The 24,656-nt window shown below is 63.3% G+C and carries 18 protein-coding genes, 1 rRNA gene and 1 pseudogene; 10 read left to right on the top strand and 10 right to left on the bottom strand.

What is annotated here, in order from left to right:
- Positions 1 to 58 precede the first annotated feature (58 nt).
- The 10 genes from rrf (at position 59) to ACJA3S_RS19740 (ending at position 11,837) form a co-directional block, all read left to right on the top strand.
- Positions 59 to 174, top strand: a 5S ribosomal RNA gene (rrf, locus tag ACJA3S_RS19785).
- Positions 175 to 399: 225 nt separating this feature from the next.
- Positions 400 to 2,043, top strand: a complete 1,644-nt coding sequence (locus ACJA3S_RS19780; protein ID WP_406819710.1) for an acetolactate synthase large subunit — start codon at positions 400 to 402, stop codon at positions 2,041 to 2,043.
- A 144-nt stretch (positions 2,044 to 2,187) separates the two neighbouring features.
- Positions 2,188 to 4,134 (top strand): flavin monoamine oxidase family protein, encoded by a 1,947-nt coding sequence (locus ACJA3S_RS19775; protein ID WP_406819709.1) that lies wholly within the window; start codon positions 2,188 to 2,190, stop codon positions 4,132 to 4,134.
- Between the two features lie 138 nt (positions 4,135 to 4,272).
- Positions 4,273 to 5,169, top strand: a complete 897-nt coding sequence (locus ACJA3S_RS19770) for a nitrilase family protein (protein WP_406819708.1) — start codon at positions 4,273 to 4,275, stop codon at positions 5,167 to 5,169.
- An 11-nt stretch (positions 5,170 to 5,180) separates the two neighbouring features.
- Entirely contained in the window at positions 5,181 to 6,335 is a 1,155-nt protein-coding gene (locus ACJA3S_RS19765; protein WP_406819707.1) for a hypothetical protein, read from the top strand.
- A complete protein-coding gene (locus tag ACJA3S_RS19760; protein WP_406819706.1) occupies positions 6,332 to 7,321 on the top strand; it encodes an asparaginase in 990 nt (329 codons plus the stop codon). The genes ACJA3S_RS19765 and ACJA3S_RS19760 overlap by 4 nt, the downstream gene beginning before the upstream one ends.
- Positions 7,322 to 7,412: 91 nt before the next feature.
- The gene (locus ACJA3S_RS19755) at positions 7,413 to 7,961 is read left to right on the top strand and encodes a UPF0149 family protein (RefSeq protein ID WP_406819705.1); all 549 of its coding nucleotides are present in this window, start codon (positions 7,413 to 7,415) and stop codon (positions 7,959 to 7,961) included.
- A 174-nt stretch (positions 7,962 to 8,135) separates the two neighbouring features.
- Positions 8,136 to 8,765 carry a glutathione S-transferase family protein gene (locus tag ACJA3S_RS19750; protein WP_406819704.1) on the top strand — a complete coding sequence of 210 codons (630 nt, stop codon included), beginning with the start codon at positions 8,136 to 8,138 and terminating at the stop codon, positions 8,763 to 8,765.
- A gap of 27 nt (positions 8,766 to 8,792) precedes the next feature.
- On the top strand, positions 8,793 to 10,829 hold the full coding sequence (locus ACJA3S_RS19745; RefSeq protein ID WP_406819703.1) for a pyridoxamine 5'-phosphate oxidase family protein: 2,037 nt from the start codon (positions 8,793 to 8,795) through the stop codon (positions 10,827 to 10,829).
- A 111-nt stretch (positions 10,830 to 10,940) separates the two neighbouring features.
- Positions 10,941 to 11,837 carry a LysR family transcriptional regulator gene (locus ACJA3S_RS19740; protein ID WP_406819702.1) on the top strand — a complete coding sequence of 299 codons (897 nt, stop codon included), beginning with the start codon at positions 10,941 to 10,943 and terminating at the stop codon, positions 11,835 to 11,837.
- Between the two features lie 13 nt (positions 11,838 to 11,850).
- Here the strand turns inward: ACJA3S_RS19740 and ACJA3S_RS19735 are convergent, their stop codons facing one another.
- From ACJA3S_RS19735 to ACJA3S_RS19690, 10 genes and pseudogenes are all read right to left on the bottom strand, one after another.
- On the bottom strand, positions 11,851 to 12,720 hold the full coding sequence (locus ACJA3S_RS19735; RefSeq protein ID WP_406819701.1) for an aldose 1-epimerase: 870 nt from the start codon (positions 12,718 to 12,720) through the stop codon (positions 11,851 to 11,853).
- A gap of 25 nt (positions 12,721 to 12,745) precedes the next feature.
- On the bottom strand, positions 12,746 to 14,026 hold the full coding sequence (locus tag ACJA3S_RS19730; protein ID WP_406819700.1) for a TRAP transporter large permease: 1,281 nt from the start codon (positions 14,024 to 14,026) through the stop codon (positions 12,746 to 12,748).
- Positions 14,027 to 14,554 carry a TRAP transporter small permease gene (locus ACJA3S_RS19725; protein WP_406819699.1) on the bottom strand — a complete coding sequence of 176 codons (528 nt, stop codon included), beginning with the start codon at positions 14,552 to 14,554 and terminating at the stop codon, positions 14,027 to 14,029.
- Between the two features lie 64 nt (positions 14,555 to 14,618).
- A complete protein-coding gene (locus tag ACJA3S_RS19720) occupies positions 14,619 to 15,590 on the bottom strand; it encodes a TRAP transporter substrate-binding protein (protein ID WP_406819698.1) in 972 nt (323 codons plus the stop codon).
- Positions 15,591 to 15,653: 63 nt separating this feature from the next.
- On the bottom strand, positions 15,654 to 16,535 hold the full coding sequence (locus tag ACJA3S_RS19715; protein WP_406819697.1) for an SMP-30/gluconolactonase/LRE family protein: 882 nt from the start codon (positions 16,533 to 16,535) through the stop codon (positions 15,654 to 15,656).
- Positions 16,536 to 16,561: 26 nt separating this feature from the next.
- The gene (locus ACJA3S_RS19710) at positions 16,562 to 17,368 is read right to left on the bottom strand and encodes an NAD-dependent epimerase/dehydratase family protein (RefSeq protein WP_406819696.1); all 807 of its coding nucleotides are present in this window, start codon (positions 17,366 to 17,368) and stop codon (positions 16,562 to 16,564) included.
- 82 nt (positions 17,369 to 17,450) lie between these two features.
- Positions 17,451 to 18,688 (bottom strand): annotated as a pseudogene (locus tag ACJA3S_RS19705) (OprD family porin).
- A 283-nt stretch (positions 18,689 to 18,971) separates the two neighbouring features.
- Entirely contained in the window at positions 18,972 to 19,574 is a 603-nt protein-coding gene (locus tag ACJA3S_RS19700) for a hypothetical protein (protein WP_406819695.1), read from the bottom strand.
- Between the two features lie 56 nt (positions 19,575 to 19,630).
- A complete protein-coding gene (locus ACJA3S_RS19695) occupies positions 19,631 to 20,293 on the bottom strand; it encodes a hypothetical protein (protein ID WP_406819694.1) in 663 nt (220 codons plus the stop codon).
- Positions 20,294 to 20,295: 2 nt separating this feature from the next.
- A complete protein-coding gene (locus ACJA3S_RS19690; RefSeq protein WP_406819693.1) occupies positions 20,296 to 24,654 on the bottom strand; it encodes an RHS repeat-associated core domain-containing protein in 4,359 nt (1,452 codons plus the stop codon).
- Between the last annotated feature and the right edge of the window lie 2 nt (positions 24,655 to 24,656).

Below are 24,656 nucleotides of genomic sequence, written 5' to 3'. Positions count from 1 at the left end.
AACATCACATATCCGAATTCGCTGGAGTGTCTACCAAGACCTTCTGGCAACAGAATTTCTTGACGACCATAGAGCATTGGAACCACCTGATCCCATCCCGAACTCAGCAGTGAAACGATGCATCGCCGATGGTAGTGTGGGGCTTCCCCATGTGAGAGTAGGTCATCGTCAAGATTCATTTCGCAAAACCCCTATCTGCGCATGCAGGTAGGGGTTTTGTCTTTGCGCCGACAAAACAAGCGCTGGGCAACATTCCGCCAAATCAGCGTGACTTTTCCGTACCGACCTTTCGTCAAGACTTTGATTCGGGGTACTTCTGGCCCTGAGCCAAGCGATGCCAGCGTCCCATGCTGCGCATTCCGGACTTCCACCGTTCCATCACTTGAGGTAGCAAGCAAGATGGCCAAGGCCGCCGATGTCGTTGTGCAATGCCTGGAAAACGAAGGTGTCGAGTATGTATTCGGCATTCCCGGTGAGGAAAACCTCGACCTGCTGGAGTCCCTGCGCAAGTCGAAGATCAAACTGGTACTCACCCGTCACGAGCAGTCCGCAGGTTTCATGGCTGCCACCTATGGTCGCCTGACCGGCAAGACCGGCGTCAGCCTGTCCACCCTCGGCCCCGGCGCGACCAACCTGGTTACCGCCAGCGCCTACGCCTACCTGGGCGGCATGCCGATGATGATGATCACCGGCCAGAAGCCGATCAAGAAGTCCAAGCAGGGCCGTTTCCAGATCATCGACGTGTGCGGCATGATGGACCCCATCACCAAGTACACCCACCAGTTCGCCTCGGCCGACAACATCCCGGCGCGCATGCGCGAAGCCTTCCGCCTGGCTGAAGAAGAAAAGCCCGGTGCAGTCCACCTGGAACTGCCGGAAGACATCGCCGCCGAGCAGACCGACAGCCTGCCGATTCCGCCAAGCCTGCACCGCCGACCGCTGGCCGAACACAAGGCCATCGAAGCGGCAGTGGAGAAACTGCAGAACGCGCGCAACCCGATCCTGGTGATCGGTGCCGGCGCCAACCGCAAGATGACCGCCAAGGTCCTCAAGCAACTGATCGACAAGACCGGCATCCCGTTCATCACCACGCAGATGGGTAAAGGTGTGGTCGACGAGCGCCACCCGCGTTTCCTCGGCAACGCTGCACTGTCGTCGGGCGACTTCGTCCACCGCGCCGTCGAAGCAGCCGACCTGATCGTCAACATTGGCCACGACGTGATCGAGAAGCCGCCGTTCTTCATGGTCCGTGGCGGCACCGAGGTCATCCACATCAACTTCCGCTCCGCTGAAGTGGATGCCGTGTACTTCCCGCAGGTGGAAGTGATCGGTGACATCGCCAACGCCGTCTGGCAGATCGGCGAAGCGCTGAGCGACACCTCGCACTGGGACTTCACCCGCCTGATGGCCATCCGTGAAGCCAACGAAGCACAGATCGCCGAAGGTGCCGATGATAGCCGCTTCCCGGTCTACCCGCAGCGCCTGGTCGCCGACATCCGTCGCGTGCTGCCGTCCGAAGGTATCGTGGCCCTGGACAACGGCATCTACAAGATCTGGTTCGCCCGCAACTACAAGGCGCACAAGCCCAACACGGTGCTGCTGGACAACGCCCTGGCGACCATGGGCGCCGGCCTGCCATCGGCGATGGCGGCGCACCTGGTGCACCCGGACCGCCCGGTGATTTCGGTGTGCGGCGACGGCGGCTTCATGATGAACAGCCAGGAGCTGGAAACGGCAGTGCGCCTGGGCATGCACATCACCGTGGTGATCTTGCGTGACGACGGCTACGGCATGATCCGCTGGAAGCAGGCCAACATGGGCTTCACCGATTTCGGCCTGGACTACGGCAACCCGGACTTCGTCAAGTACGCCGAAGCCTACGGGGCCAACGGCCACCGCGTGGAAAGCGCCGACGGCCTGCTGCCGCTGCTCGAGCACTGCATCAAGACCCCGGGCGTGCACGTGATCGACTGCCCGGTCGATTACAGCGAGAACGACCGCATCCTCAACAGCGAGCTGCGTGAGCGCGCGCTGGCGGTGTAAAGCGTAACAGCGCAGTTGCTGCCTATCCGTCAGCCACAGGTTTCTGCCGATCCTGTGGCTGACGGTTGGTACTAATTAATAACCCCTTCATCTCTTTGGTAATTGTTCACGCTCGCTTCTTCAACCCATGAAGAGCACGAGAACATGACCATCGGTTCAACCCACAACCATCCTGCAGACCTCGCCATCGAGCCCTCCCTGCCCATGCAACCATGGGCCGCGCGTTACCCCAACCCTCCTGATCTGTGCTTTGATTACCGCCGTCTGATCGAACAGGAAAAAGGCGTTGCACGAGCCACTCAGCCAGACCACCGGATCTGCATTGTGGGTGCTGGTATTACCGGGTTAACTGCGGCTCGAGAGTTATTGCGGTGCGGCTTTACCCGGATCTCCTTGATCGAGCAGTCGCAGCGTGTGGGGGGGCGTCATCTGACTGTGGTGAATAGCTCCGGAACTCACAAGCAGCCGGCGACCCCTTTCGAGATGGGGGCCATGCGCATGCCGTTTTTCAACAGGACCGGTGAACCCCCTAAAGACGGGCGCTCGCTCATGGCCTACTACGCCAAGCTGTTCGACCTGCGCATTTCCGATTTTCCGAATCCGGGCACACCGTGGGTCAATGCCACGGGAATATATCTTCGTGATGGCCAGTTGGAGGGTGATGGCGATCCTGCGCTGCTGGTCTGGCGTAACCCAGAAGGCAAGACACCTCCACCCACCCAGATACTTCAACAGGTCTATTACAAGTGGCAGCATTTTGCGACGCGCTTCGCCGAGCGTATCGCTACGGTTTATGGCACTAATGGTTGGGAGTCGATGTGGTCGGCCATTGTTGAACGCTATCACCGATTATCGTTTAGAGAACTGGTGCATCTACCTACCCTGGCGGCTTGGGATCCGGCAAACCCTGGTGATTTTGGCGGGTTAGGCATGAGCAGCGACGAATCGGCAATCTTCTATGCGATCGGTATTGGCGATGGCAGTTGGGGAGCGTTCTATGACGTCTGCAGCCTGTATCCGCTGCGTACCGCAATCTTTGGCTTCAGTAGCCACTTGCAGTTGGTACATGGTCGGGTTGATCAAGAGGGGGTGCCCTATGCGGCACCGCACCTCGAGGCCAGCCGTGTCCCTGACAGCAAAGGGTTGATGTTTCAGGGGCCCGCTTATATAGGCCTCGCGGCGATGGATGAGAGTCTCCTGTTTCTGGACGTCGGCCTGGGCGGCTCCTCGCTGTACGATCACCTGTTGCAACGAGAGGATGGGCTGCTCACTGACACCTCGGTCTGTTCGCTACAGAAACTGGAGAATGGCCAAGTGCGGGTCGGTTATCGTTGGCACTGCAGTGATCCGCTTGAAGAGAGCCTCCAATACCAAGACTTCGACAGTGTGATCCTGACTATTCCATCCTGGCTGATCGAAACCAACCTCCGTCTTGACGGTTTCAATCGCCAGACACTGCCGCAGACCATCGTGGACGCCTGGAAGCATGCCCATTGGGAGACCAGCTGCAAGGTATACGCCCCGCTGCACAAGCGCTTCCTGGACGGTAAGTCGGCTTTGCCCCAGATCCTGGTAACCGACAGTTTTGTCCACGACGTGTATGCCTATCGGTACAACGATAGTTATCCAGAAGACTGCATCCTGCTGAGTTATACCTGGGAGGACGATGCAACGAAGCTGGCCGCATTTTCCGACGAGGAGTTGGGGCAGAAATGCCTGAATGAGCTTGACCGAATTCTGCTGCGGTGTAGCAACATAGGCGAGGCCATATCACCCTACATTGACACTCGCAACATCCGCATACAACGATGGATGACAGATAAGAACGCCCTGGGATGCGCAAGGCTGTACCGCGCAGGCACTTATTACGATGCGGTAAACCTGATGAAATACAACCGCGATTTCAGCGCCCTGTCAGGCCTGTATCTGGCTGGAGAGTCCTTCTCTGTTGACGCCGGCTGGACCGAGCCGTGTTTACGCACGGCTGTGGATGTGGTGATCAACCTTTGCGATAGAACGTCAGCGCAGTTTCATGGTGGTTTCACCCTGGACCATTACCCGCACTATCAAGTCAGGATCCAAGGCTGTTAGCGTGTTGATCGTAGGGCCATTCCTACAATATCTCTTTTCTCTTTCCTTCGAGCTGGTGGGAGTGTCCTGACTGTCACTCCCCAGCCCAACCCCGCTTTACTGGCGCCCTTCCAAAACAACCACAAGAAGGAAGCTGCCATGTCTGCACATTGTCCCGCCGTCAGTCCAGTACGCATCGCCGTCATCCAGTACGACCCGCAGGTCGGGCTCGAGCATTGCGACGACAACCTGAGCAAAGGCCTGGCATTGGCCCGTCGGGCCGTGCGTAAAGGCGCCAACCTGATCGTGCTACCTGAGCTGGCCAACACCGGCTACACCTTCCGCACCCGCGCCGAGGCCTATGCCCACGCCGAAACCCTGGAAGCAGGCGCCAGCCTGAAAGCCTGGGCGGATTTCGCCAGGGAATATCAGGTCTACCTAGCCGCAGGTTTTGCCGAACGCGACGGGCTGAAGCTCTACGACAGTGCCGTACTGTTCGGCCCTGAAGGCCTGCTGGGGCATTACCGCAAGGCCCACCTGTGGAATCAGGAGAAGCTCTGGTTCACCCCCGGCAACCTGGGTTTTCCGGTATTCGAGACACCGATCGGGCGTATCGGCCTGCTGATCTGCTGGGACATCTGGTTCCCTGAAGTGCCACGGCTGATGGCAGCACAAGGCGCCGACATCCTCTGCAGCCTGAACAACTGGGTGTGGACCCCACCACCGTTGTTCGATGACACGGGGCGCTGCATGGCTTCCTATCTGACCATGACCGCGGCACACGTCAACAACCTCTACATAGCCGCAGCCAACCGCATAGGCCATGAGCGGGGCGGGCGCTTCCTGGGTTGTTCGTTGATTGCCGGTACCAATGGCTGGCCCATCGGCGGGGTGGCCAGTGCCGAAGAGGAGAGTATCGTCTTCGCCGATGTCGACCTCAGCAGTGCCCGCTCGGCACCGATCTGGAACAGCCTCAACGACCTGCCACGGGACCGCCGTACCGATCTCTATGACGCGACCCTCGGTTATCGCCTACATGCCGCGATGCCGCGTTGAGGAGGTCGCAAATGAAAACCTTGCATGCTCTGGATCGGAAGCATTTGCCCCTGGTGCTGTTCGTCAGCCTGCTGGCGGCGCTGGCTGCCAGCCTCGCCCATGGCCACTGGCCGGACTACACGCAACTGGCGGCGACACTCGATCAGCCATTGAGCCGGTTGCGCTGGATCGTCGGGGATATCAGTGAGGTGGCGTTCTACAAGCACGAACTGCCCGCCCTGGGCTTGCTGCTGGGGGCTTGCCTGGCGCACCTGGCCCAGGTGCACGGGTATCGCTGGCAGGGTTTTGCCATCTGCTATGGCAGCGGGCTGTGGCCTTGGGTATTCACCAGCTCGCTGCTGGGCCTGCTGCTCAGCCACGCGTTCTGGGGCTGGACCTTGGCCAGTGGCACCTGGCAACCGACCTTTGTCGCCTTCGTATCGCTGCCGGCGGCCATGGTGCTGCTGTACGGTGCGGGTTGGCGGGTCACGCTCAGCGGCGCATTGCTGGGGGCGGTGCTGGTCACCCCGGCCAGTCTGTTGATGGTCAACTACCTGTGTTATCCGCTGCAGTTGCCGGTGGTGGTCGGCAACGTCAGCGGCATGGCGTTGGCAAGCCTGGTGGCGTTCATGCTGTGCCGGCGCTTTCCGTCATGGGTGCGGCCCGGCCACAAACCCGCGGTACGCGAACCCGTTGCTGCGCAACCCGATTACGGCGTTGTCTGGACCTTGCGACGTGTCCTGGCCGATTTCAGCGAAGCGCCGTTCTTCGGTAATGAGCTGGCCAGCCTCGGGCTGCTGCTGGGCGTGGTCCTGGCTTACACGCTGGCCCCAGCAGCGCCGGCCTACGGTTCGCTGCTGCTGTTACCGATGGTCGCCGGGCAGGCGTTGGCTTCACTGGTCGGGGTGGTGTTCTGGCGTCGTCAATGGCAGGCGCGAGGGTGGTACCCCACCTACATCCCCATCGTCTCGATCGTCCCGGCCGCTGTGCTTGCCCATGGCGGTAGCTGGCAAGTCGTGGTGGGCAGTGCCGTGCTCGGCGCGCTGGTGGCGCCCCCGCTGGCGGTAGCCATTACCCAGCGCTTGCCGGCCTATATGCACGGTTATATAGGAAATGTACTGTCGATGGCCGTCAGCACGCTAGGGATCGTGCCGCTGGTTGGCCTGTTGGCAGGAGGTGTTGCATGAGCGCGCAAACCTACCTGCCGAAACTGTCGATCGGCAGCCTGGGCGGCACGGTGAGCATGCAGGCAAGCGCCAATGGATGCGCGGTGGTGCCCAGGCTTGGTTGCGACGCATTGCTGGCAAGCGTGCCGCAACTGTGCGAGATGGCCCAGCTTGAAATGGCCACGCTGGGCCTGCTTCCCAGCGCCTCGCTGGGCTTTGCGACGCTGCTTGAAGTGTTGGCCTGGGCGCGCGCGGAGGTGGAGCGTGGAGCGCAGGCGGTAATCCTCACCCAAGGGACCGACAGCCTTGAAGAAACGGCGTATTTCCTCGATCTGCTGTGGCCGTTCGATGCGCCAATCGTGATGACCGGTGCCATGCGCGCGGCCAGCCAGCCGGGCTGCGACGGCCCGGCCAACCTGCTGGGTGCGGCGCACGTTGCGCTGGCGCCGGGCAGCCGCGGGCGCGGCGTATTGGTGCTGATGAATGATCAGGTCCACAGCGCAGCCAAGGTGCGCAAGAATGCCAGCCTGGCGATGGCTGCATTCGAGTCGCCCGGTGGTGGCCCGCTGGGCGATGTCGTCGAGGGCGTGGTGGTCTATCGCCAACCGGCTACACGGCGGGAAGTGCTGCCGCTACCGCAACGCAGCGAACATCGCGTGGCGCTGCTGGAAGCCTGCCTGGACGCGGATACAGCAATGTTACAGGCCGTTGCCACGCTCGGTTACCAGGGGCTGGTCATTGGCGGATTTGGCGCGGGGCATGTTTCCGCTTGTTGGGCCCAGGTGCTGGATACGCTGGTGCCCGCCTTGCCGGTAATCGTCGCCACCCGCACCGGCAGCGGCCCTACAGCCCGCGCCACCTATGGCTTTGCCGGAGCCGAGATCGACCTGCAAGGCAAAGGTGTACACATGGCCGGGCAGCTTTGCCCGCGCAAGTGTCGCATTCTGTTGTGGTTGTTGATCGGCAGCGGCAGGCAGCACCTGCTGCAAAGCCTGTTGCCAGGCTGAGCAAACTGCCCGCGGGTCGACAACCGCGGGCAGCCCTTGGGCGGTTCTGTGCTAGGGTGCACACACTTTTGCTTCTCAGGATGCCCACCCCATGCTACCCGCCCTCAGCGAAAAAGAACTCGACCGCCTCGAAGACCTGCTGATCACCTACGGCAACGATTACTCGGTGCTGAACCTGGCCGAGCTCAATGGTTTTTTCACGGCGCTGGCCAGCTCGCCGGTCACCGTCACGCCGGAGCAATGGCTGCCCGTGGTGGCGGGCGGCAAGGTGCCGAAATTCAAGAAGCCGGCGCATGAAGAGGCCTATACGGCGTTGATGCTGCGCTACGCCAGCCAGGTGGCGGAAGAACTGAATGATGACATCGACCAGTTCGAGCCGCTGTTCGAGGAAAGCGAAGGCGAGCAGGGCACGGTGATCGTCATGGAGGAGTGGTGCTTTGGCTACATGCGCGGCACCCAGGTCGCTGGCTGGGAGCCGCTGCCTGCGCAGCAGGATGAGTTGCTCAAGGCCATTTCGCTGCATGGGCTGGAGGACAACTTCGAGCTGCTGGACCAGATGAGCGAAGAGGATATCCAGGCCCGCGTACCCCAGGTGGTCGAGGCAGCACGTGGGCTGTTCCGCTACTTCAAGCTGCACTGAAGCCAGCGGGTGCCCCTGCGGCGGATGCTTGCGGGGGCTCTGGCCGGCACCTGCGTCAGCATTATTCCGCCAGGCGAAATTATGGTTTCCCCGGCGCACTGATTCTGTTGCCAGGCGAACCCGTGCAGCATGTGCTCCATCAGCCCACCCCGGAGCTGACCAGGAGCCAAGCCCATGTCGAACCCGATCAAGCTTTACAACTTCCCCAAGTCCGGCCACGCCCACCGCATCGAGCTGATGCTTTCGCTGCTGAACCTGCCCACCGAGCTGGTCTTCGTCGACCTGGCCAAAGGTGCGCACAAGCAGCCCGACTTCCTGGCGCTGAACCCGTTCGGCCAGGTGCCGGTGATTGATGACAACGGCACGGTGATTGCCGATTCCAACGCCATCCTCGTCTACCTGGCGAAAAAGTACGACAACGGCACCTGGCTGCCCGAAGAAGCTGCCGCCGCCGCCCGTGTGCAACGCTGGTTGTCGGTCGCTGCCGGCCCGCTGGCATTCGGCCCTGCCGCCGCCCGCCTGGTGACGGTATTCGGTGCATCGTTCAACACCGACGAAGTGATAGCCCGCGCCCACACCTTGCTCAAGGTGATCGACGCCGAACTGGCCAAGGCCCCCTTCCTGGCGGGTGATACCCCGACCATTGCCGACATCGCCAACTACTCGTACATCGCCCACGCACCAGAAGGCAACGTGTCGCTGGAGCCCTACGCCAACGTACGCAACTGGCTGGCCAGGATCGAGGCGCTGCCGGGCTTCGTGCCGATGCCGCGCACCGTGATCGGCCTGCAGACCAGCGCCTGACACTTCTTCAGCACGAGGAACGCCGCCATGCAACAGAACCCGGACCACCGCCCCTCGCCCTGGCATGCGGGCGAGAAAACCCTGCAGGAAAAGGTCGGTGTCGCGGAGCGCATGGAGGCGTTCGGGCAGAAGGTGATTCGCGACTACATGCCCGAGCAGCACCGTACCTTCTATCATCAGCTGCCGTTCATGATCGCCGCCAGCGTGGATGCCCAGGGCCGCCCTTGGGCGACCGTGCTGGAAGGGCCGGAAGGCTTCGTCAGCTCGCCGGACCCTCGCCAGTTGACGATCGACACCCAGCTGCCGGCGGACGACCCCGCCACCGCCGGGCTGAGCGCCGGGCAGGCGGTCGGCCTGCTGGGTATCGAACTGCACACGCGTCGGCGCAACCGCCTCAACGGGCAGATCCACCAGGGCGTCAACGGCCAACTGCAGGTCACGGTCGAGCAATCGTTCGGCAACTGCCCGCAGTACATCCAGTTGCGCGAGTACACCCGCGTCGTCGAACCCGCCCAGGGGCGTGTCGATGCGGTGACGCTGGATGCAACGGCTGTCGACATGATCCGCGCAGCCGACACTTTTTTTGTTGCCAGCTATATCGAGCATGGCGCTGGCCAGCGCTCGGTGGATGTCTCCCACCGTGGCGGCCGGCCCGGCTTCATCAAGGTCGAAGGCAACCGCCTGACCATCCCCGACTATGCCGGCAACCTGCACTTCAACACCTTGGGCAACCTGTTGCTGAACCCACGCGCAGGGTTGCTGTTCATCGACTTCGCCACGGGCAATGTGCTGCAGCTCTACGGGCGTACCGAAATTCTGCTGGATAACCCGGCCAGCCGGGCCTTCGACGGTGCCGAGCGCTTGTGGACGCTCGACGTCGAGCAGGTGGTGTGGCGCCCGGCGGCCGTATCCCTGCGCTGGGCGTTCAAGGAATATGCGCCCACCAGCCTGGCGACCGGCACCTGGGCAGAGGCCGAAGCGCGCCTGCAGCGACGTCAGCAGCAGCGTCAATGGCTGCCGTGGCGTGTGCTGCGGGTAGAACAGGAAAGCCACGATATCCGCTCGTTCTACCTTGAACCGCCTGCCGGCAGCAAGGTGACCTTTGCCGCGGGGCAGCATGTACCGGTGCAGGTGCAGCGCGCTGGCGAGGCGGCGCTGATCCGCACCTACAGTTTGTCCAGCGCGCCTTCCGACCGCTACCTGCGCATCAGCGTCAAGGCTCAGGGCCCGGCGTCGCGGCACTTGCATGAGCGCATAAGCGCGGGCGATGTGCTGAATGTGCGCGCACCCATGGGGAGCTTCGTGCTGGACCCGCACAGCACCCGGCCGCTGGTGCTGATTGGCGCAGGGGTGGGTATCACGCCGTTGCTGGCCATGCTGCGCGAACAGTTGAATACGCAGCAGGCACGGCCTGTCCACCTGTTTCATGGAGCACGCAGCCTGGCCGACCTGCCGTTTCGTGACGAGCTGGCAGGCTTGCAGCAACGGGCCGGCGGCCTGCTGCAGGTGCACCGTGCCCTGAGCCAGCCGGAAGAGCAGGCGTTGCTGGGGCGTGATTACCAATTCGCTGGTCGGTTGGGGATCGAGCAGGTCAAGGCAACGCTGGCGCTGGGTGACTACGATTTCTACCTGTGCGGCCCGGGCAGTTTTACCCAGCAGTTGTATGAGGGGCTGCGCGGGGTGCATGTACCGGATGCGCGGATCCACGCCGAAGCCTTCGGCCCTTCGACGCTTCGGCGGCACACCGACGCGGGCCAGCCCAGCCTGCAGCAGCCGCCGGCTGCCAGCGAGGCGGTGGCCGTGTACTTTGCCGCTTCGGCCAAGGAGGCGCGCTGGGCGCCCGGTAGCGGCACGTTGCTGGAGTTGGCCGAGGCACGCGGATTGGCCCCGGAATTCAGTTGCCGAGGGGGATCGTGCGGTACCTGCAAGACCCGACTGGTGAGTGGCCAGGTGCATTACCCGAACCCGCCGGCCGAATTGCCGGAGGCTGGTTCGGTGCTGATTTGTTGTGCCGTGCCGGCCAAGGTGGCAGAAGGCGGGCAGGCGTTGGTACTGGATGCCTGATTCGCCTGCCTCTTCCGCGGGCTGTTGCAGGAGCGGCCCGCGGACGCAACAGCAGCACAAAACGCCCAGATGAAAGATAATCCCGGCACCTCATGCCCACCAGGAGCCCGCATGGACCAGATCCACCTGATGAAGGTGTTCGTCGCCACCGGCGAACTGGAAAGCTTCGCCGCCGCTGCTCGGCGCCTGGACATCTCTCCTGCGGCAGTTACCCGTGCCGTCAGCGCCCTGGAAGAACAGCTCGGGGTCAAGTTGCTGCTGCGCACCACCCGCAGCGTCCGCCTGACCGAAGCCGGTAGCCGTTACCTGGAAGATAGCCGGCATATCCTCGCCAGTATCCACGAGGCCAACGAAGCCGCCGCCGGCATCAACTCGACCCCGAAGGGCGACCTGGCCGTCACTGCGCCCATCCTGTTCGGCAAGAAGTTCGTCATGCCGTGTATCGTCCGCTACCTGCAGCAGTACCCTGAAGTTGACGTTTCCGCCTACTTCCTCGACCGCATCGTCAACATGGTCGAAGAGGGCATGGACGTGGCCGTGCGCATCGGGCCCTTGCCCGACTCCGGGCTGAAAGCACTGCGCGTGGGCAGGGTCCGGCGCATGCTGTGTGCCGCTCCCGAATACCTGGCGCGCCATGGCGTGCCGAAGCACCCGTCCGACCTGGCCGGGCATGCGGTAATCGGCACCACCAACCTGTCGCCACGCGCCGGCTGGCGCTTCGGGGTGGCCGAGGAACCGACCCTGGTGCGCGTCAAGCCGCGCTTGACGGTCACCAGCAATGACGGGGCAATCGCCGCCGCCAGTGGCGGGTTGGGGATTGCCCGCCTGCTGTCGTACCAGGTCGCGGATGAACTGGCCAGTGGGCAGTTGCAGGTGCTCCTGGCCGAGTACGAGGAGGCGCCCTGGCCGATCCATGTGCTGCACCGGGAGAGCAAGTACGGTTCGGCCAAGGTCCGGGCGTTCATCGACATGCTGGCGCAGGCGCTGAGGGCTCAGCAGCTGGATTGATACACCGGTACCCTTATAGTGCCTGGTACTGCAGCGTGAACGTCAGGCTCAGTGCGTCCCCTTGCTGTAACAAGCGCAACCCCGGGCGCCCCGGCAGGTGGTGCGCATTGACCGGATGGCTGACTGGCTCGAAGCAGAAGAAGCCTTGCCCTTGCGGGCAGAACAACAAGAAGTGCTCCGCGCCGCTGGCACGGCATGCCAGTCGGTAGCCGGCGCTGGGCTGTTCAATCACGCATTCGCCCGGCCAGCCACTGAAGGCGTGGTCAACCAGCGCCTCCGGCAACCTCCCCATCGTATTGAAACACCATGGCTGAGGCACCGGCGCCTGATACGAAGGCAACCGCCCCAGGTCCGCCAGCCACACCTGGTGCGCTGGCGCATACAGCCTGGTGTCGGGGTATCGGGGGAAGTACGGGTGCAGCCCCAATCCATACCAGGTCGCCCGCGCATCGCGGTGGGTAACCTGCAGGCCCAGTACCAGTGCACCTTCATGCAGGTGAATATCCAGCGTTGCCTGGTAGGCGAAGGGGACTTCGCTGACCAGCGTCAGCCGCGCGTGCCCTTCGCTGTGCCAGGCGACCTGCCAGGCCTGCTGCCAGGCACTGCCATGGATCGGGTACGGATCATGCGTGGTGTTCGGCAGCAATGCCTGCCAGCCCCCGGGGCGGGCAAAGCCGCCCTCGGCAATGCGGTTGGACCAAGGCGCCAGTGGGTAGCAGGCCAGGCGGCGGGGCGAACCGCTGGCCAGCGCGTCGGCGCCGGAGTGGCGCAGCAACGCCTGCCCGGTCGCCTTCACTTGCCAGTTGACCAGGCTGGCGCCCAGCTGCGGGGCCAGGCTCAGGCGGGTCAGGCGGTCGTGCAGATGCAGTTCGGTCATGGCCATGCCAGGCGCCTCGGCCGCTTCCAGGTCACAGCACCAGGCCTGGCAGCCACAGCGAAATGGCCGGGATGTAGGTCACGGCCAGCAGTACCAGGAACAGCGCTAGGTAGAACGGCAGCAGCGCCTTCACCGTCGACTCGATGCTCACCTTGCCGATGGCCGAGCCGACGAACAGCACCGCCCCTACCGGCGGCGTGATCAGGCCGATGCCCAGGTTGACCAGCATGATCATGCCGAAGTGCACCGGGTCCACACCGATACCGGTGATCACCGGCAGCAGGATCGGCGTGAGGATCAGGATCAGCGGTGCCATGTCCATTACCGTGCCCAGCAGCAACAGCATGAAATTGATGCACATGAGGATCACATAGCGGTTGTCCGACAGGGTCAGGAATGCCGTGGTGATCTTCGACGGGATCTGCATCAGCGTCATCACGTAGCCGAAGCTGGCGGCGAAGCCGATCAGGATCATCACGATGGAAATGGTCCGCACCGTGCGGTGCATCAGCTTGGGCAGGTCGCGCCACTTGTAGTCGCGGTAGATGAACATGGTCACGAAGAACGACCACACCACCGCCACGGCCGCCGACTCGGTCGCGGTGAACACCCCCGACAGGATACCGCCGAGGATGATCACCATGGCCATCAGCCCCCACAGCGCCTCACCGGCAATCTTCAGTGCCTGGCGCAGCGGTATGACTTCGCCCTTGGGGTAGTTGCGTTTTTTCGCGAACAACAGGCACAGGCCCATCATCACCGCGCTCAGCAGCAGCCCTGGCATCACCCCGGCCATGAACAGCGAGGCAATCGACACCGAGCCGCCGGCGGCCAGCGAGTACAGTACCGAGTTGTGGCTGGGCGGTGTCAGCAGCGCCTGCACCGAGCCGCTGACGGTGACTGCCGTGGAGAATTCGCGCGGGTAGCCCTTGCGCTCCATTTCTGGAATCAGCACCGAGCCCACCGACGCCGTGTCCGCCACCGACGAGCCGGAAATCGCCCCGAAGAAGGTCGAGGCCATGATGTTGACCAATGACAGCCCACCACGCACGAAGCCCACCAGCACCCCGGCGAAGGCTACCAGCCGTCGCGACATGCCGCCCTCGGCCATGATCGCACCGGCCAGCACGAAGAACGGAATGGCCAGCAGCGAGAATTTGTTCACCCCGCTGGCCACCTGGATCATCATCGCCTGCAGCGGGATGTCGATCCACCAGGCACCGATCAGCGCCGACAGGCCCAGGGCGTAGGCCACCGGCATGCCGAGCAGGATGAGCGCTACGAAACTGCCCAACAGAATCAACGCATCCATCTATGCCGCTCCTTCGTTTTCTTCAAGCTGCTCGACGCGTACCACCTTGCGCTGGCTCTGATCGCCCAACAGAAGTTTTTCCACCACGAACACCAGGGTCAGCACCCCACCAATCGGGATCGGCGCATAGGCCATGCCCACCCGCACACCTGGCAGGGATGCCAGGTACTGGTTCCAGGTGGTGACGCACAGCTTGGCGCCGTAGACCGTCATGAACACGCAGATCAACACCATCAACACCTGCACCAGCAAGGCCAGCCACTGGCGCTGTTGCGCAGGCAGGCGGTCGGTGAGCATCGCCACCGCCATGTGCGCCCCGGCGCGGTAGCTGGCAGCGGCGCCGATGAAGGTGAATACCACCATCAGCAGGATGGCTACCGGTTCCGGCCAGCTGGAGCCGGCCCCGAGCACGTAACGGGCGAAGATGCCCCAGGGGATGATCAGCGACATGGCCAGGATCGACAGGCCGGCGATCCAGATGCAGCCGCGGTACAGCGTGTCGTTCACACGCAGGGCAAGGTCTTTCATGGGCATCACCAAAGCGGCAGGGCGACGGCCGCACTGCCGAAGTCGTTCGGGGAAAGGGCCGTGGTTACTGGACCGCGTCGATACGTTTCATCAGGTCGGCGTACTGCGCACCGTACTTTTCGCGCACCGACGCGGTGGCGTCGTAGAACGGCTTCTTGTCCACGCTGATGAACTCGACTCCGGCGGCCTTGAGTTTCTCTTCGCTGGCCGCGGTCTTGGCATCCCACAGCACGCGCTCTTCCATCTGCGCCTCGCGGGCCACCTTCTTCACCAATGCCTGCTGCTCCGGGGTGAGCTTGTTCCAGGTGGTCTTGGACATGACCACTGGCTCGGGCAGGATCAGGTGGCCGGTCAGGGTGTAGTACTTGGCGTTCTGGTAGTGGTTGTGCTCGAGCAGGGTCGGCGGGTTGTTCTCGGCACCGTCGATCACGCCGGTCTGCAGGGCACTGAAGATCTCACCGGTGTCCATGGCGATGCCGTTGCCGCCCATGGCGTTCATCATGTCGATGAACAACGGGTTGCCCTGTACGCGAATCTTCATGCCCTTGAGGTCTTCCAGGCTGCGCACCGGCTTCTTCGTGTAGAGGCTGCGCGAGCCGCCGTCCATCCAGGCCAGGGCTACCAGGTTGAAATCGGAGTTGGTGATCTTGTCGAGGATTTCCTGGCCGATCTCGCCGTCGATGACCTTGCGCATGTGCTCATGGTCACGGAACACGAACGGCATGTTGAACACGTTCACGTCCGGCACCACCGGGCCGACGATCCCCAGGCTGACGCGGGTCATCTGTACGGCGCCGATCTGCGCCTGTTCGATGACCTCTTTTTCCGAACCCAGTACGCCACCGGGGAACATCTTGAAGGTGATCTCGCCATTGCTGGCCTGCTCCAGCTTGTTGCCCATGTTCTGCTCGGCGACCACGGTCGGATAGCCGGCCGGGTGGATCTCGGCGAACTTGATGTCCAGGGCCGAGGCGGGCAGGGGCAGGCTGAAGGCCAGAGGGAGTACCGCGAGGAGCAGTTTGCGTTTGAACGTCATGATGAAACTCCGTGGTTTTTATTATCTGGTTTCGGGCGTGCAAGTGTGGTTGCGGCGTGGGGCTCAGCCCCGGTAGGCAGGCTCCTCCAGGCCCTTGGTGCCAGGGCTCAGGGCAAACACCCCACCCGCCAGGGGCTGGTCGCTGAGGTCGATGCCGGTGGGGCGGATCGAGGTGACGTACAGGGTGTCCAGGTTGGCGCCGCCGAAGGCGCACATCGATGGCTTCTTCACCGGTACGTCGAGTGAGCGGTCAAGGCGGCCGTCGGGGGTGAAACGGTGGATCTGGCCGGCGTCATTGCCGCAGATCCAATAGCAACCGTCCTGGTCGATCGCGGCACCATCAGGGCGGCCAGGGTAGCCGCGCATGTCGACGAACAGCCGTTTGCCATGTGGCGTGCCGCTGTCGATGTCGTAGTCGAACACCCAGATCTTCTGCACGTTGGGGTGCGAGTCGGACAGGTACATGCGCCGGCCGTCAGGGCTGAACGCCAAGCCATTGGGCACGATCATGCCGTCCTGCTGCAGGTGTAGCCGGCCTTCGCCGTCAAGCCGGTACAGGGCGCCGACATGGGCGCCTTGCTGCATGTCGAGCAGCATGGTGCCGGCCCAGAAGCGGCCCTGGCGGTCACAGCGGCCGTCATTGAAGCGCATCCCGGCCTGGGCGTGCTGCACGCCGCCGAGCAAGCGCTTGTCCAGGCTGCCGTCAGCCTTCGCCCGCAGCGCAAAGATGCCGCTTTCCATGCCGGCCACCCAGCCGTCGCCGCTACGGGCGATACAGGCGAGCATCTCATCGCCTTGCCAGACCTGGTGCGCGCCATCAGCCGCCTGCCAGCGGTGCAGTTGGCGCGCAGGGATATCGACCCAGTACAGGGCCTGTTCGTCGGGGTGCCACACGGGGCTTTCGCCGGTGCCATTGCGGGCGTCGACGATCAGTTCGCAGTTCATGGCCTTGCCTCCAGGCATGCGTAGGGTCAGTCGAACGGGCCTGCCGCGGTGAAGGCACCGCCCTGATAGACCATGCTCGGGTCATCGGCGGCAGGTGCCGGCTGGGCTTCCACCACGCTGCGGAAGGTTTCGGAACTGTCCTTGGGCCGGTAGCCCAAGTGCGCGGCATGGCGGTTGTCCCACCACACGGTGCGGTTGTCGGATGCGCCGTAGACGATGGTGTGGCCGACATCGGGCGTGAACAGCCCGCGCTCGATCAGTTGCACCAGGTCGTCATAGCTCAGCCAGGTGCAGAGCATGCGCGGGTTCTGTGGCTGCGGGAACGAGGAGCCGATGCGGATGCTGACCGTCTCGATGCCGTAGCGGTCGTAATAGAAACTGGCCAGGTCCTCGCCGTAGCACTTGGACAGCCCGTAGTAGCTGTCGGGACGGCGCGGTGAATGAGCGTCGATGCGCTGGTCCTGGCGGTAAAAACCGATGGTGTGGTTGGAGCTGGCGAAGATGATGCGCCTGACGCCGTGCTTGCGCGCTGCCTCGTACACGTGGAACACACCGCAGATGTTCGGGCCGAGGATGTCTTCGAACGCATGCTCGGTGGAAATACCGCCAAAGTGCAGGATGGCATCCACGCCCTCGACCAGTGCATGCACTGCCGCCTTGTCGGCCAGGTCACAGACGATGACTTCTTCATGCGGGCCCGCAGCAGGTGCCATGGGCTTGATATCGGAAAGGCGCAGGACCTCGGCGTAGCCTTGCAGGCGTTCGCGAAGGACCTTGCCCAGGCCGCCTGCCGCTCCGGTGAGCAGCAGGCGATTGAGGGGAGTGGTGGTCATGGCCGGCTCTTTTTGTGATTGTTGTAAGTTGTCGTATGACTGCGCTGATTATTGTGGTTGCTTGTGATGGTTGTCAATCACATCACAGCAGCGACAACGGGTAGTTGAAGATCAAGCGGTTCTCATCGAACTCGTTGTTGCTGTAGTCCCGGCGAATCGACGAGTTCCGCCATTTCACGCTCAGATCCTTGAACGGCCCGCTCTGGATCACATACGCCACCTCAGTTTCGCGCACCCACTCCTTGCCATCGGTCACGCCCCCGCTGTGAACATCGCGCCCGCTGATATAGCGGTTCATCAAGGTCAACCCCGGCACCCCCACGGTGACGAAGTTGAAATCATGGCGTACCTGCCATGAACGCTCGTTGGCATTGTCGAAGCTGGAGTTGTAGCTGTCGTTGGCCAGGGTCCCGCCACTGGTGCCGTTGACGCGCATCCAGGTATCGCCGTCGACCTTCTGCAGCCCGAGCCAGAAAGTGTTGCCGGCGTACTTGGCCGAGAACATGCCGGACCAGGTCTTGTTGTCCAGTTCGCCCGCGCGTTCGGAACCGTCCTCGTCGCCATGGAAGTAGCCCAGGTTGGCGCCCAGGGTCCAGGCGCCAAGCGGCTGGCTATGGCTCAGTTGCAGGTACTGCTGCTGGTAGACGTCCTTGAGTACCGCGTTCCACAACCCCACCAGGGTACGCTCCTGGTTGAACTTGTACTCGCCGCCGGCAAAGTTGAAGCGGTCCGACACGCCACCGCCGTAGCTCATGTCGTCCATGCTGGCGTCGTTGCGTGGGCTGTTGCCGCGAAATTGCCCGCCGTACAGGGTCAGCCCGGCGATCTCGTTGGAGGTCACCTGCCCGCCACGGAAGGTCTGCGGCAACGAGCGCCCGTCATCCGAGCGCAGTATCGGCAGCACCGGCATCCATTCGCCTACCTTCAGTTCGGTCTTCGAGATCCGCAGCTTGCCCGCCACCGCCAGGCGGCCATAGTCATCCGCCGCTTGCCATCATCATGGCGCGGCAGCAGCGCCGTACCGTAGGTGCCACCGCCGCCGTCGAGCTTGACCGACCACAGCCCCAGCACATCCACACCGAACCCGACCGGCCCTTCGGTGAACCCCGAGCGGGCATCGAGGATGAAGCTCTGCGTCCATTCCTCGGCCTTGCCCTGGGGGTTGCCGGGGTTGGTGAAGTTGCGGTTGATGTAGAAGTTGCGCAGCCCCAGCGTGGCCTTGGCGTCGTCGACAAAACCGGCGGCGAAGCTGGTGCCCGGCAGGCTGGCGATGGCCCCGGCACCCAGCAGGGCGAAGGGCAGGGTTTGGCATATTTTCATTATTGTTGTGCTCCCTAAGGGTGTGGCAGCCCGACCACCGGGCACGCGCAGGCGGCCTGCGGCGGGGCGGGTAGGTGAAGGGCCGGTGAGGGCCTGGGTGGATGTGCGGTAACCGAGCGCTAGCTGCTTAGCGGCGTAAGCCCGCTGGCTGGGGAAAGAGGAGGGTGCAACAGGCGGGGATGCAGCGGGGTGAGTGCCGACATGGGTTCGTCCACGGATTGTTGTTTTTGTTATGTGTTGTCGTACAACTGTGGGCGATTATTAGCAAGCGGCAGCGGGGCTGTCAACGCTCCGCGTAGTGCAGCAGGGTGAATGTAAAGCAACCAGGACATTGCTGTTCCAGCCACGCTTTGGCTCTTTCACTGAGGAAGTACCCGCGATAGACATCCCCTTTGAAGAAATCGGCTTTTTCGTCGGCCTTGAGCACCTGGAGATACTGGCCGAGGTCGGCAGGTTCGTGCCGTGGGTCCTTGAGCAGGTTGAGCTTGCCTACGATGAATGCCTGCCAATACGCCGGCATGCGTGCGGCAAGCGCAGGGTCATGCGGCAGGCAGTCGATGATCGAGGTCGGCCCACCTTCCAGCTCGAGGTAATCGGTGATGGGCTTGCGGGTATCCCAGTGCAGCCAGTCAAGCTGCACGATGTGGGTTTTTTCCAGGTGCTCATAGCGACTGATGCCTTTCAGGCCGCTTCGTTCCAGGGCTTCCTTGACCGGCTGGGTGAGCACCAGCGAACCCGAGCGGATATACGCAGGCGGCGTGTACGGCCCGGCGCGCCTGATGCTGTCCACATCGGTGTCTTCATCCCAGGCAATCATGCCCTGGAGCAGTACCGCGCCCCAGTCTCCCCAAGGAGACGGCGAGTTGTCGAAATGGTAGATGTTCACGTGAATCTTCTCGGCCCTTGCTGCTTATGGACGGTCGTCTGGAGTCGGCAGCCCATTCAGGTGAACTGAATGAAGAAGAAACCGGCGTCGTCGCCTTCCTTGCCACGGCGCGCCTGCATGTCCACGAACAGATAACCGATGCCTTCGCCGAACAGCCCAGCATGCTGCGGGCTGGCTTCGGCCACGTCGGCGTCCACCAGTTGCATCATGAACATGTAGCGCGGTGGTTCGTAGATCGGGTCCTGCAGCCAGCAGGGGCGGCCGCTGGGTTTGCTCAGGCCGATCCCGCTGTCCTCGTCCTGATGCTCCTCGTCATGCTCCTCGTCGGTCATTTCTTCAAAGTCGATGAACGCTCGTTCCAGCAGCAAGGGGGGATTGCTGGGCTCCAGTGGCTGGCTGGCGAGCTCATGCAGGATGACCCGGGCAAAGCCGGCGTTGATGACGTTCTGCAGCTCAGACTGCTGATTGACTGTATAGCGACGCTGGAGCGGGCGGCTGAAGCCACCGTCCTGCTGTTGCTCGACGGCGAGGAAAACCGTGATAGCCATGCCTGGCGGGACGAACCGGGCCGGTTGGAACTGTTCGGTCAGGGTCAGGATGGGCGTCATCAACCCACCGGTTTGCGGGTTGGCCGGCCACAAGGAAGGGTCCTTGAGCAAAGGCGCACCACCGATCTGGCCGAAGCCGCGGTCTTGTTGGGACAACACGATTTTCTTCATGGCTAGTAACACCCTTTGCTTTTGGCGAACGACTTGGCGTAGCGCCGGGCCGTTCTGAGTTGTTGGATTGTGACATCTCCCTGAGTCACCAGCGATTGGTAGATGGCCTTGGACATCAGGCGGATCTCAAGCTTGCCGCTCTTGAGCATCTGGTTGGGCTTGAGGCCCATTGCCTTGCGCAACCGGTTCTCTGCGGCATGCACCTGGTCATGATGCTTGGGCGTCAGGGCAATCGAAGGGTTGCCACGCATCCTGCGGTTTTTCGGTGCCAGACCGGCATCTTGCAAGAACTTGTTACGCAGAATTTCATGGGCTTCAAGGCCATCGCCTCGGTGCGCCTTGGCACCATAGCCTGCGGTTTCGCCTTCCTTGAGCAGCCCCCACGGGTCAATCCACGTGAATGGGTTCGGTGCATACTCGTAAAGGTTCAAACCACCGGCCAAACCAATTGGGTCTGGCTGGGTAAAGCGGCCTATCTCCGGGTCGTAGAAGCGGAACAGGTTGTAATGCAGGCCGGTTTCGCGGTCCAGGTACTGGCCCTGGAAGCGCAGGTTCTGATCTTCCGGCAGACGGCTGGCCCGCTGTTCATCCCAGCTTGCACCCCAGCTCAGGTAGCGCGCCGACCACACGACCTCGCCGGTGTCATCGCTCAACTGTTCCGGCAGGCCATTGATGTCATTGTGGTAATGCAGCACCTGCTGATGAGCGCCCTGGCCATCCACCCGGGCCAGCGGTTCATGGCCATCGTCTTCGTACAGGTACAACGCCTGCCGGCCATTGTGCTGCTCGCCGAGCAGGCGCAGGCCACTCCAGTTGAAGAGGGTGCGGCCAACCACTTGGCCGTCGAGCGTCGATTCGATCTTCTCGGTGCGCCGCCCCATCGGGTCGTAGCGCATGTCGATGATGCGTTCCCGCCCAGGTTGCAGGTTGCGCACCTGGACCAGCCGGTGCTCTGCGTCGTAGCGAAAATGCTGGGTACCGCGTCGGCGGCTGCGCTTTTCTACCAGGCGACCGAAGCCATCGTAGCGATAGCGCTTGTCCTCGAAAGTGAGCACGCGGTTGTGCCGGACCAGCCCGGCGCCTGCCGCCAGCGGGTCGAGCAGGTTTCCGGCCGGGTCGTAGCGGAACGCTTCGCGCTGGCCGGCGGGGCTGTCCTGACGGCCCAGGACATGGCCGCAGCCATCATGCTGATAAGCCTGCAGATACCCATTGCCGGGGTGCTGCACCTCGCGTACGGCCAGTTGGTCGGCGGCGTCGAACTGGTACCGCTGCTGGTCTGGCGCCGGCAGCCGGCTGGGCTGCGCTGCCGGGCGCCGGAGCAGGGTGCGCAGGCGTCCGCCACGGTCGTACTGGCGTTGAATCGCCAGGTTGCCCTGCAGGCGCAGCGTCTCCCGGTGAACACGGTCACGCTCGAAATCGCACACCGCCTGGCCATCGAGGTTGATCTGGTGCAGGTGCCCGCTGCCGTAGTACAGGCGGTTGATCCAGCGGCCGTCGGGTACTCGCGTGCGGGTGAGATTGCCGAGCGGGTCATACTGGTACTGCACGCTGCCCTGCGCGCTGTGTTCCTCGAGCAACTGGCCCAGCGCATCGAAGGCGAAGCCCAGTTCCTCGACCTGGCCATCCACAGTGGTACGACGGATCGCAACCACGTTGTCCAGTGGGTCGTTGCAGTAGTCGGTGCGTCCCTCATCGGTATGGCGGGTCAGCAGGCGGCCGCCTGCGTCATAGGCCATGCGGTGAATGATGGGTGCCTCGTCGCTGCCCGGCGCAGGCAGGAAGGTGACCTGGACAAGATTGTCCAGCGGGTCGTACTGGTAGCGCCGCAGGCCACCGTCCAGATCGCGCTCGGCGATCAGCCGGTCGCCTGCATCCCATTCGAAACCGTAGGCCTCGCCATTTTCGTTGTACAGCGCGAGCAGGCGCCCATAGTCGTCATGGTGGTAGCGGACTTGTCGACCGAGCGCATCGATGCGCAGCTGCAACTGGCCGCGGCGGTTACGCCGGTATTGGGTAACGTGTCCTGCCGTGTCGATGTGCTGGGCCAATAGGCCGCTGGCATCGAGGGCGAATGTTTCGCTGCGGCCATCGGGCAAGGTCACGCTGCGCAAGCGGCCTTTGTCGTCATGCCGGTAGTCGGTGCGCTCGCCCTGGGCGTCGGTAATCGATTGCAGATGGCCCAAGGGGTCGTAGGCGAGGCGGGTCAGGTAGCCGGAGCAGTCCCGCTGTTCGACCAGCAGGCCCCGTTCGTTCCAGCGCAGGTGGCGGCTGGAACCGTTGGCATCGATGATTTCGACAGGGTTGCCCTGGCTGTCATGGCGATAGCGGGTGTGCTGGCCCAACGGGTCGGTCTGGCGCGTGCAGTTGCCCCGTTGGTCATAGGCGAAGGTCCAGCGCTGCCCTGCCGGGTCCGTCTGGCTGCGCGGCAGCGACCAGTGTTCCAGCCATTCGGTCGACTCGCTACGCCCCAGCGGGTCGACGGTCTCGGCAAGGTTGCCCGACTCATCGTAGAAAAACTGCCAGCGGCCATCCATGGGGTCGCTGGCCGCGAGCAGCTGGCGCTCGTCATTCCATTCGAAGCGCCAGGTGCGCTCAAGGGCATCGGTATAGGCGGTGATCTGGTACTGCTGGTTCCAGTGGCGCACGGCAACGCGGCCAAGGCTGTCGGTCACCCGGGTGATGCCGGCGGCGACATCGTATTCGAAGGCGTAGCTGTCGCCGCCGTTGGTCCAGTGCCGCGCCACCCGCCAGCCGTCCTCATGCTGCGCCCACGCGTAGTAGCAACACAGGCCGCCGCCAGTACGGTGTTCGATCATGCGTCGGGCAGCGTCGTAGGCGAAGCTGCGCAGCGCCTGGCCTGCGCCATCCTGTACCTGAGCGAGGTCACCGTTGGCGTCGTAGCCATAGCTGGCCAGGCGTTGCGATTCGCCGCTCGCCGCGTGCAAGTCGATGTGGCTCACCCGCTGTGGCCATTGCTCGCTGTAGCCCAGGCTGACGCGCACCTGGTCGAAGGTGTCGCGCAACTGGCAGAGGCGGCCCTGCTGGTCGTAGTCCAGATAGATGCGGTTGTCATTGCGATCGCCGATCTGGCTCAGGCGCAGTCGATCGGGCCGCCCCGGGGTTGGCTGGAACAGCCGATACTCGCCTTCGCGGCTTTCGGTCAGCAGTTCGCCGTTGTGCGCTCGGCGTACGCTCAGCCCTTCGCCGACGCTGAACACCGCATCGCCCAGGGTAATGATGCCCATGTCCACCCGGCGCGCCTGCTCGTCGACCAACACCAGGCGGTCGCCTGCATCGACCTGCACCGAAACTTCGTAGGGCACGCTCCAGCCTGCGCCAAACAGGCCATCGACACGTTCGTCGTGGCTGTTGTAGAAGCGTTGCCAGGCGATCGGCAAAGTGGCCTGCACGGTGAAGTCGAGGTCTTCCTCGCCACACAGGACCTTGCCGCCGGTAGCCGCATGGACCGGGTTGGGCGAACCGGCCATGGCCTGGGTGAGGGCGCTGGTCACCTGGCCGGTAACCACGCTGCTCACGCCGCCCACCAACATGCAGCCGAACTTGCTGTAGAACTTGCCGCCACGCCCGCGCAGCAGCATCAATGCGGTCACCGCCAGGCCGATGCCGGGCGTCTTGCCGCTGCGAATCTCGCGCACCACGATCGGTTCGCCGCCGATGCGCACGTTGTTCGACACCAGGCCGCCATCGACGATCACCGCTTCGCAGGTGCTGCGGTCACCGCTGCGGCAGGCCGGGTGGCCGTTGATCAGCACCTTGCTGGAACCCTCGGCCAGGTACTGCGGTGGCATCGGCGGGTGCTTGCTGCACAGGACCTTGTCGTCCGGTACCGGCAAGGTATTGGCAGCGGGCGTGGCCACGGTCGGCCGCCACATCTGCGAGAAGAAGCCCTTGGCCATGTCCAGGAAGCTTTCCTCCTGGGCCTCGGCGCCTTCCGCGCCGGCTTGCTCCAGCGCTGCCGGCGGGCCAGTGACGACGCCGGCAGCGCGCGCCGCGCGCTTGCCGTTGGTGCGGGTGTCCGACGAGCCACTGATGATGGTGGCCTGCACCGATGGCGGGAACAGGAAGTTGCCGATGCCCTCGCATAATCGGCTCAAGCCCGTATCGGCACCGGTCTTGGCCATGACCACGCCGACCACCAGGCCGACCACCGCGCCCAGCACGAAGCAGCCCAGGCCGCCGGTGGCCACGGTCAGGCCGAATGCCGCAGCCACGGCGGCGGTGGCCAGGGCACCGATGGCCACGGTGGCGGCGATTTCCAGCACCCCCCCGACAATGTCGGCCAATATCGAGGTGTGCATCAGCGCGTCGCCTTCGCGGGCGGCCCACAAAGCGTCGGACATGG

The sequence above is a fragment of the Pseudomonas sp. KnCO4 genome, from assembly GCF_045344305.1.
Classification (GTDB): Bacteria; Pseudomonadota; Gammaproteobacteria; order Pseudomonadales; family Pseudomonadaceae; genus Aquipseudomonas; species Aquipseudomonas anuradhapurensis.
Note: the sequence above shows the minus strand (reverse complement) of the source record. Positions and strands in the feature narration are given on the sequence as shown.

What these genes read in the sequence shown, in the direction of transcription:
- ACJA3S_RS19780 (WP_406819710.1), top strand. Translation starts at nt 400, where the DNA reads ATGGCCAAGGCCGCCGATGTCGTTGTGCAATGCCTGGAAAACGAAGGT.
- ACJA3S_RS19775 (WP_406819709.1), top strand. Translation starts at nt 2,188, where the DNA reads ATGACCATCGGTTCAACCCACAACCATCCTGCAGACCTCGCCATCGAG.
- ACJA3S_RS19770 (WP_406819708.1), top strand. Translation starts at nt 4,273, where the DNA reads ATGTCTGCACATTGTCCCGCCGTCAGTCCAGTACGCATCGCCGTCATC.
- ACJA3S_RS19765 (WP_406819707.1), top strand. Translation starts at nt 5,181, where the DNA reads ATGAAAACCTTGCATGCTCTGGATCGGAAGCATTTGCCCCTGGTGCTG.
- ACJA3S_RS19760 (WP_406819706.1), top strand. Translation starts at nt 6,332, where the DNA reads ATGAGCGCGCAAACCTACCTGCCGAAACTGTCGATCGGCAGCCTGGGC.
- ACJA3S_RS19755 (WP_406819705.1), top strand. Translation starts at nt 7,413, where the DNA reads ATGCTACCCGCCCTCAGCGAAAAAGAACTCGACCGCCTCGAAGACCTG.
- ACJA3S_RS19750 (WP_406819704.1), top strand. Translation starts at nt 8,136, where the DNA reads ATGTCGAACCCGATCAAGCTTTACAACTTCCCCAAGTCCGGCCACGCC.
- ACJA3S_RS19745 (WP_406819703.1), top strand. Translation starts at nt 8,793, where the DNA reads ATGCAACAGAACCCGGACCACCGCCCCTCGCCCTGGCATGCGGGCGAG.
- ACJA3S_RS19740 (WP_406819702.1), top strand. Translation starts at nt 10,941, where the DNA reads ATGGACCAGATCCACCTGATGAAGGTGTTCGTCGCCACCGGCGAACTG.
- ACJA3S_RS19735 (WP_406819701.1), bottom strand. Translation starts at nt 12,720, where the DNA reads ATGGCCATGACCGAACTGCATCTGCACGACCGCCTGACCCGCCTGAGC.
- ACJA3S_RS19730 (WP_406819700.1), bottom strand. Translation starts at nt 14,026, where the DNA reads ATGGATGCGTTGATTCTGTTGGGCAGTTTCGTAGCGCTCATCCTGCTC.
- ACJA3S_RS19725 (WP_406819699.1), bottom strand. Translation starts at nt 14,554, where the DNA reads ATGAAAGACCTTGCCCTGCGTGTGAACGACACGCTGTACCGCGGCTGC.
- ACJA3S_RS19720 (WP_406819698.1), bottom strand. Translation starts at nt 15,590, where the DNA reads ATGACGTTCAAACGCAAACTGCTCCTCGCGGTACTCCCTCTGGCCTTC.
- ACJA3S_RS19715 (WP_406819697.1), bottom strand. Translation starts at nt 16,535, where the DNA reads ATGAACTGCGAACTGATCGTCGACGCCCGCAATGGCACCGGCGAAAGC.
- ACJA3S_RS19710 (WP_406819696.1), bottom strand. Translation starts at nt 17,368, where the DNA reads ATGACCACCACTCCCCTCAATCGCCTGCTGCTCACCGGAGCGGCAGGC.
- ACJA3S_RS19695 (WP_406819694.1), bottom strand. Translation starts at nt 20,293, where the DNA reads ATGAAGAAAATCGTGTTGTCCCAACAAGACCGCGGCTTCGGCCAGATC.
- ACJA3S_RS19690 (WP_406819693.1), bottom strand. Translation starts at nt 24,654, where the DNA reads ATGTCCGACGCTTTGTGGGCCGCCCGCGAAGGCGACGCGCTGATGCAC.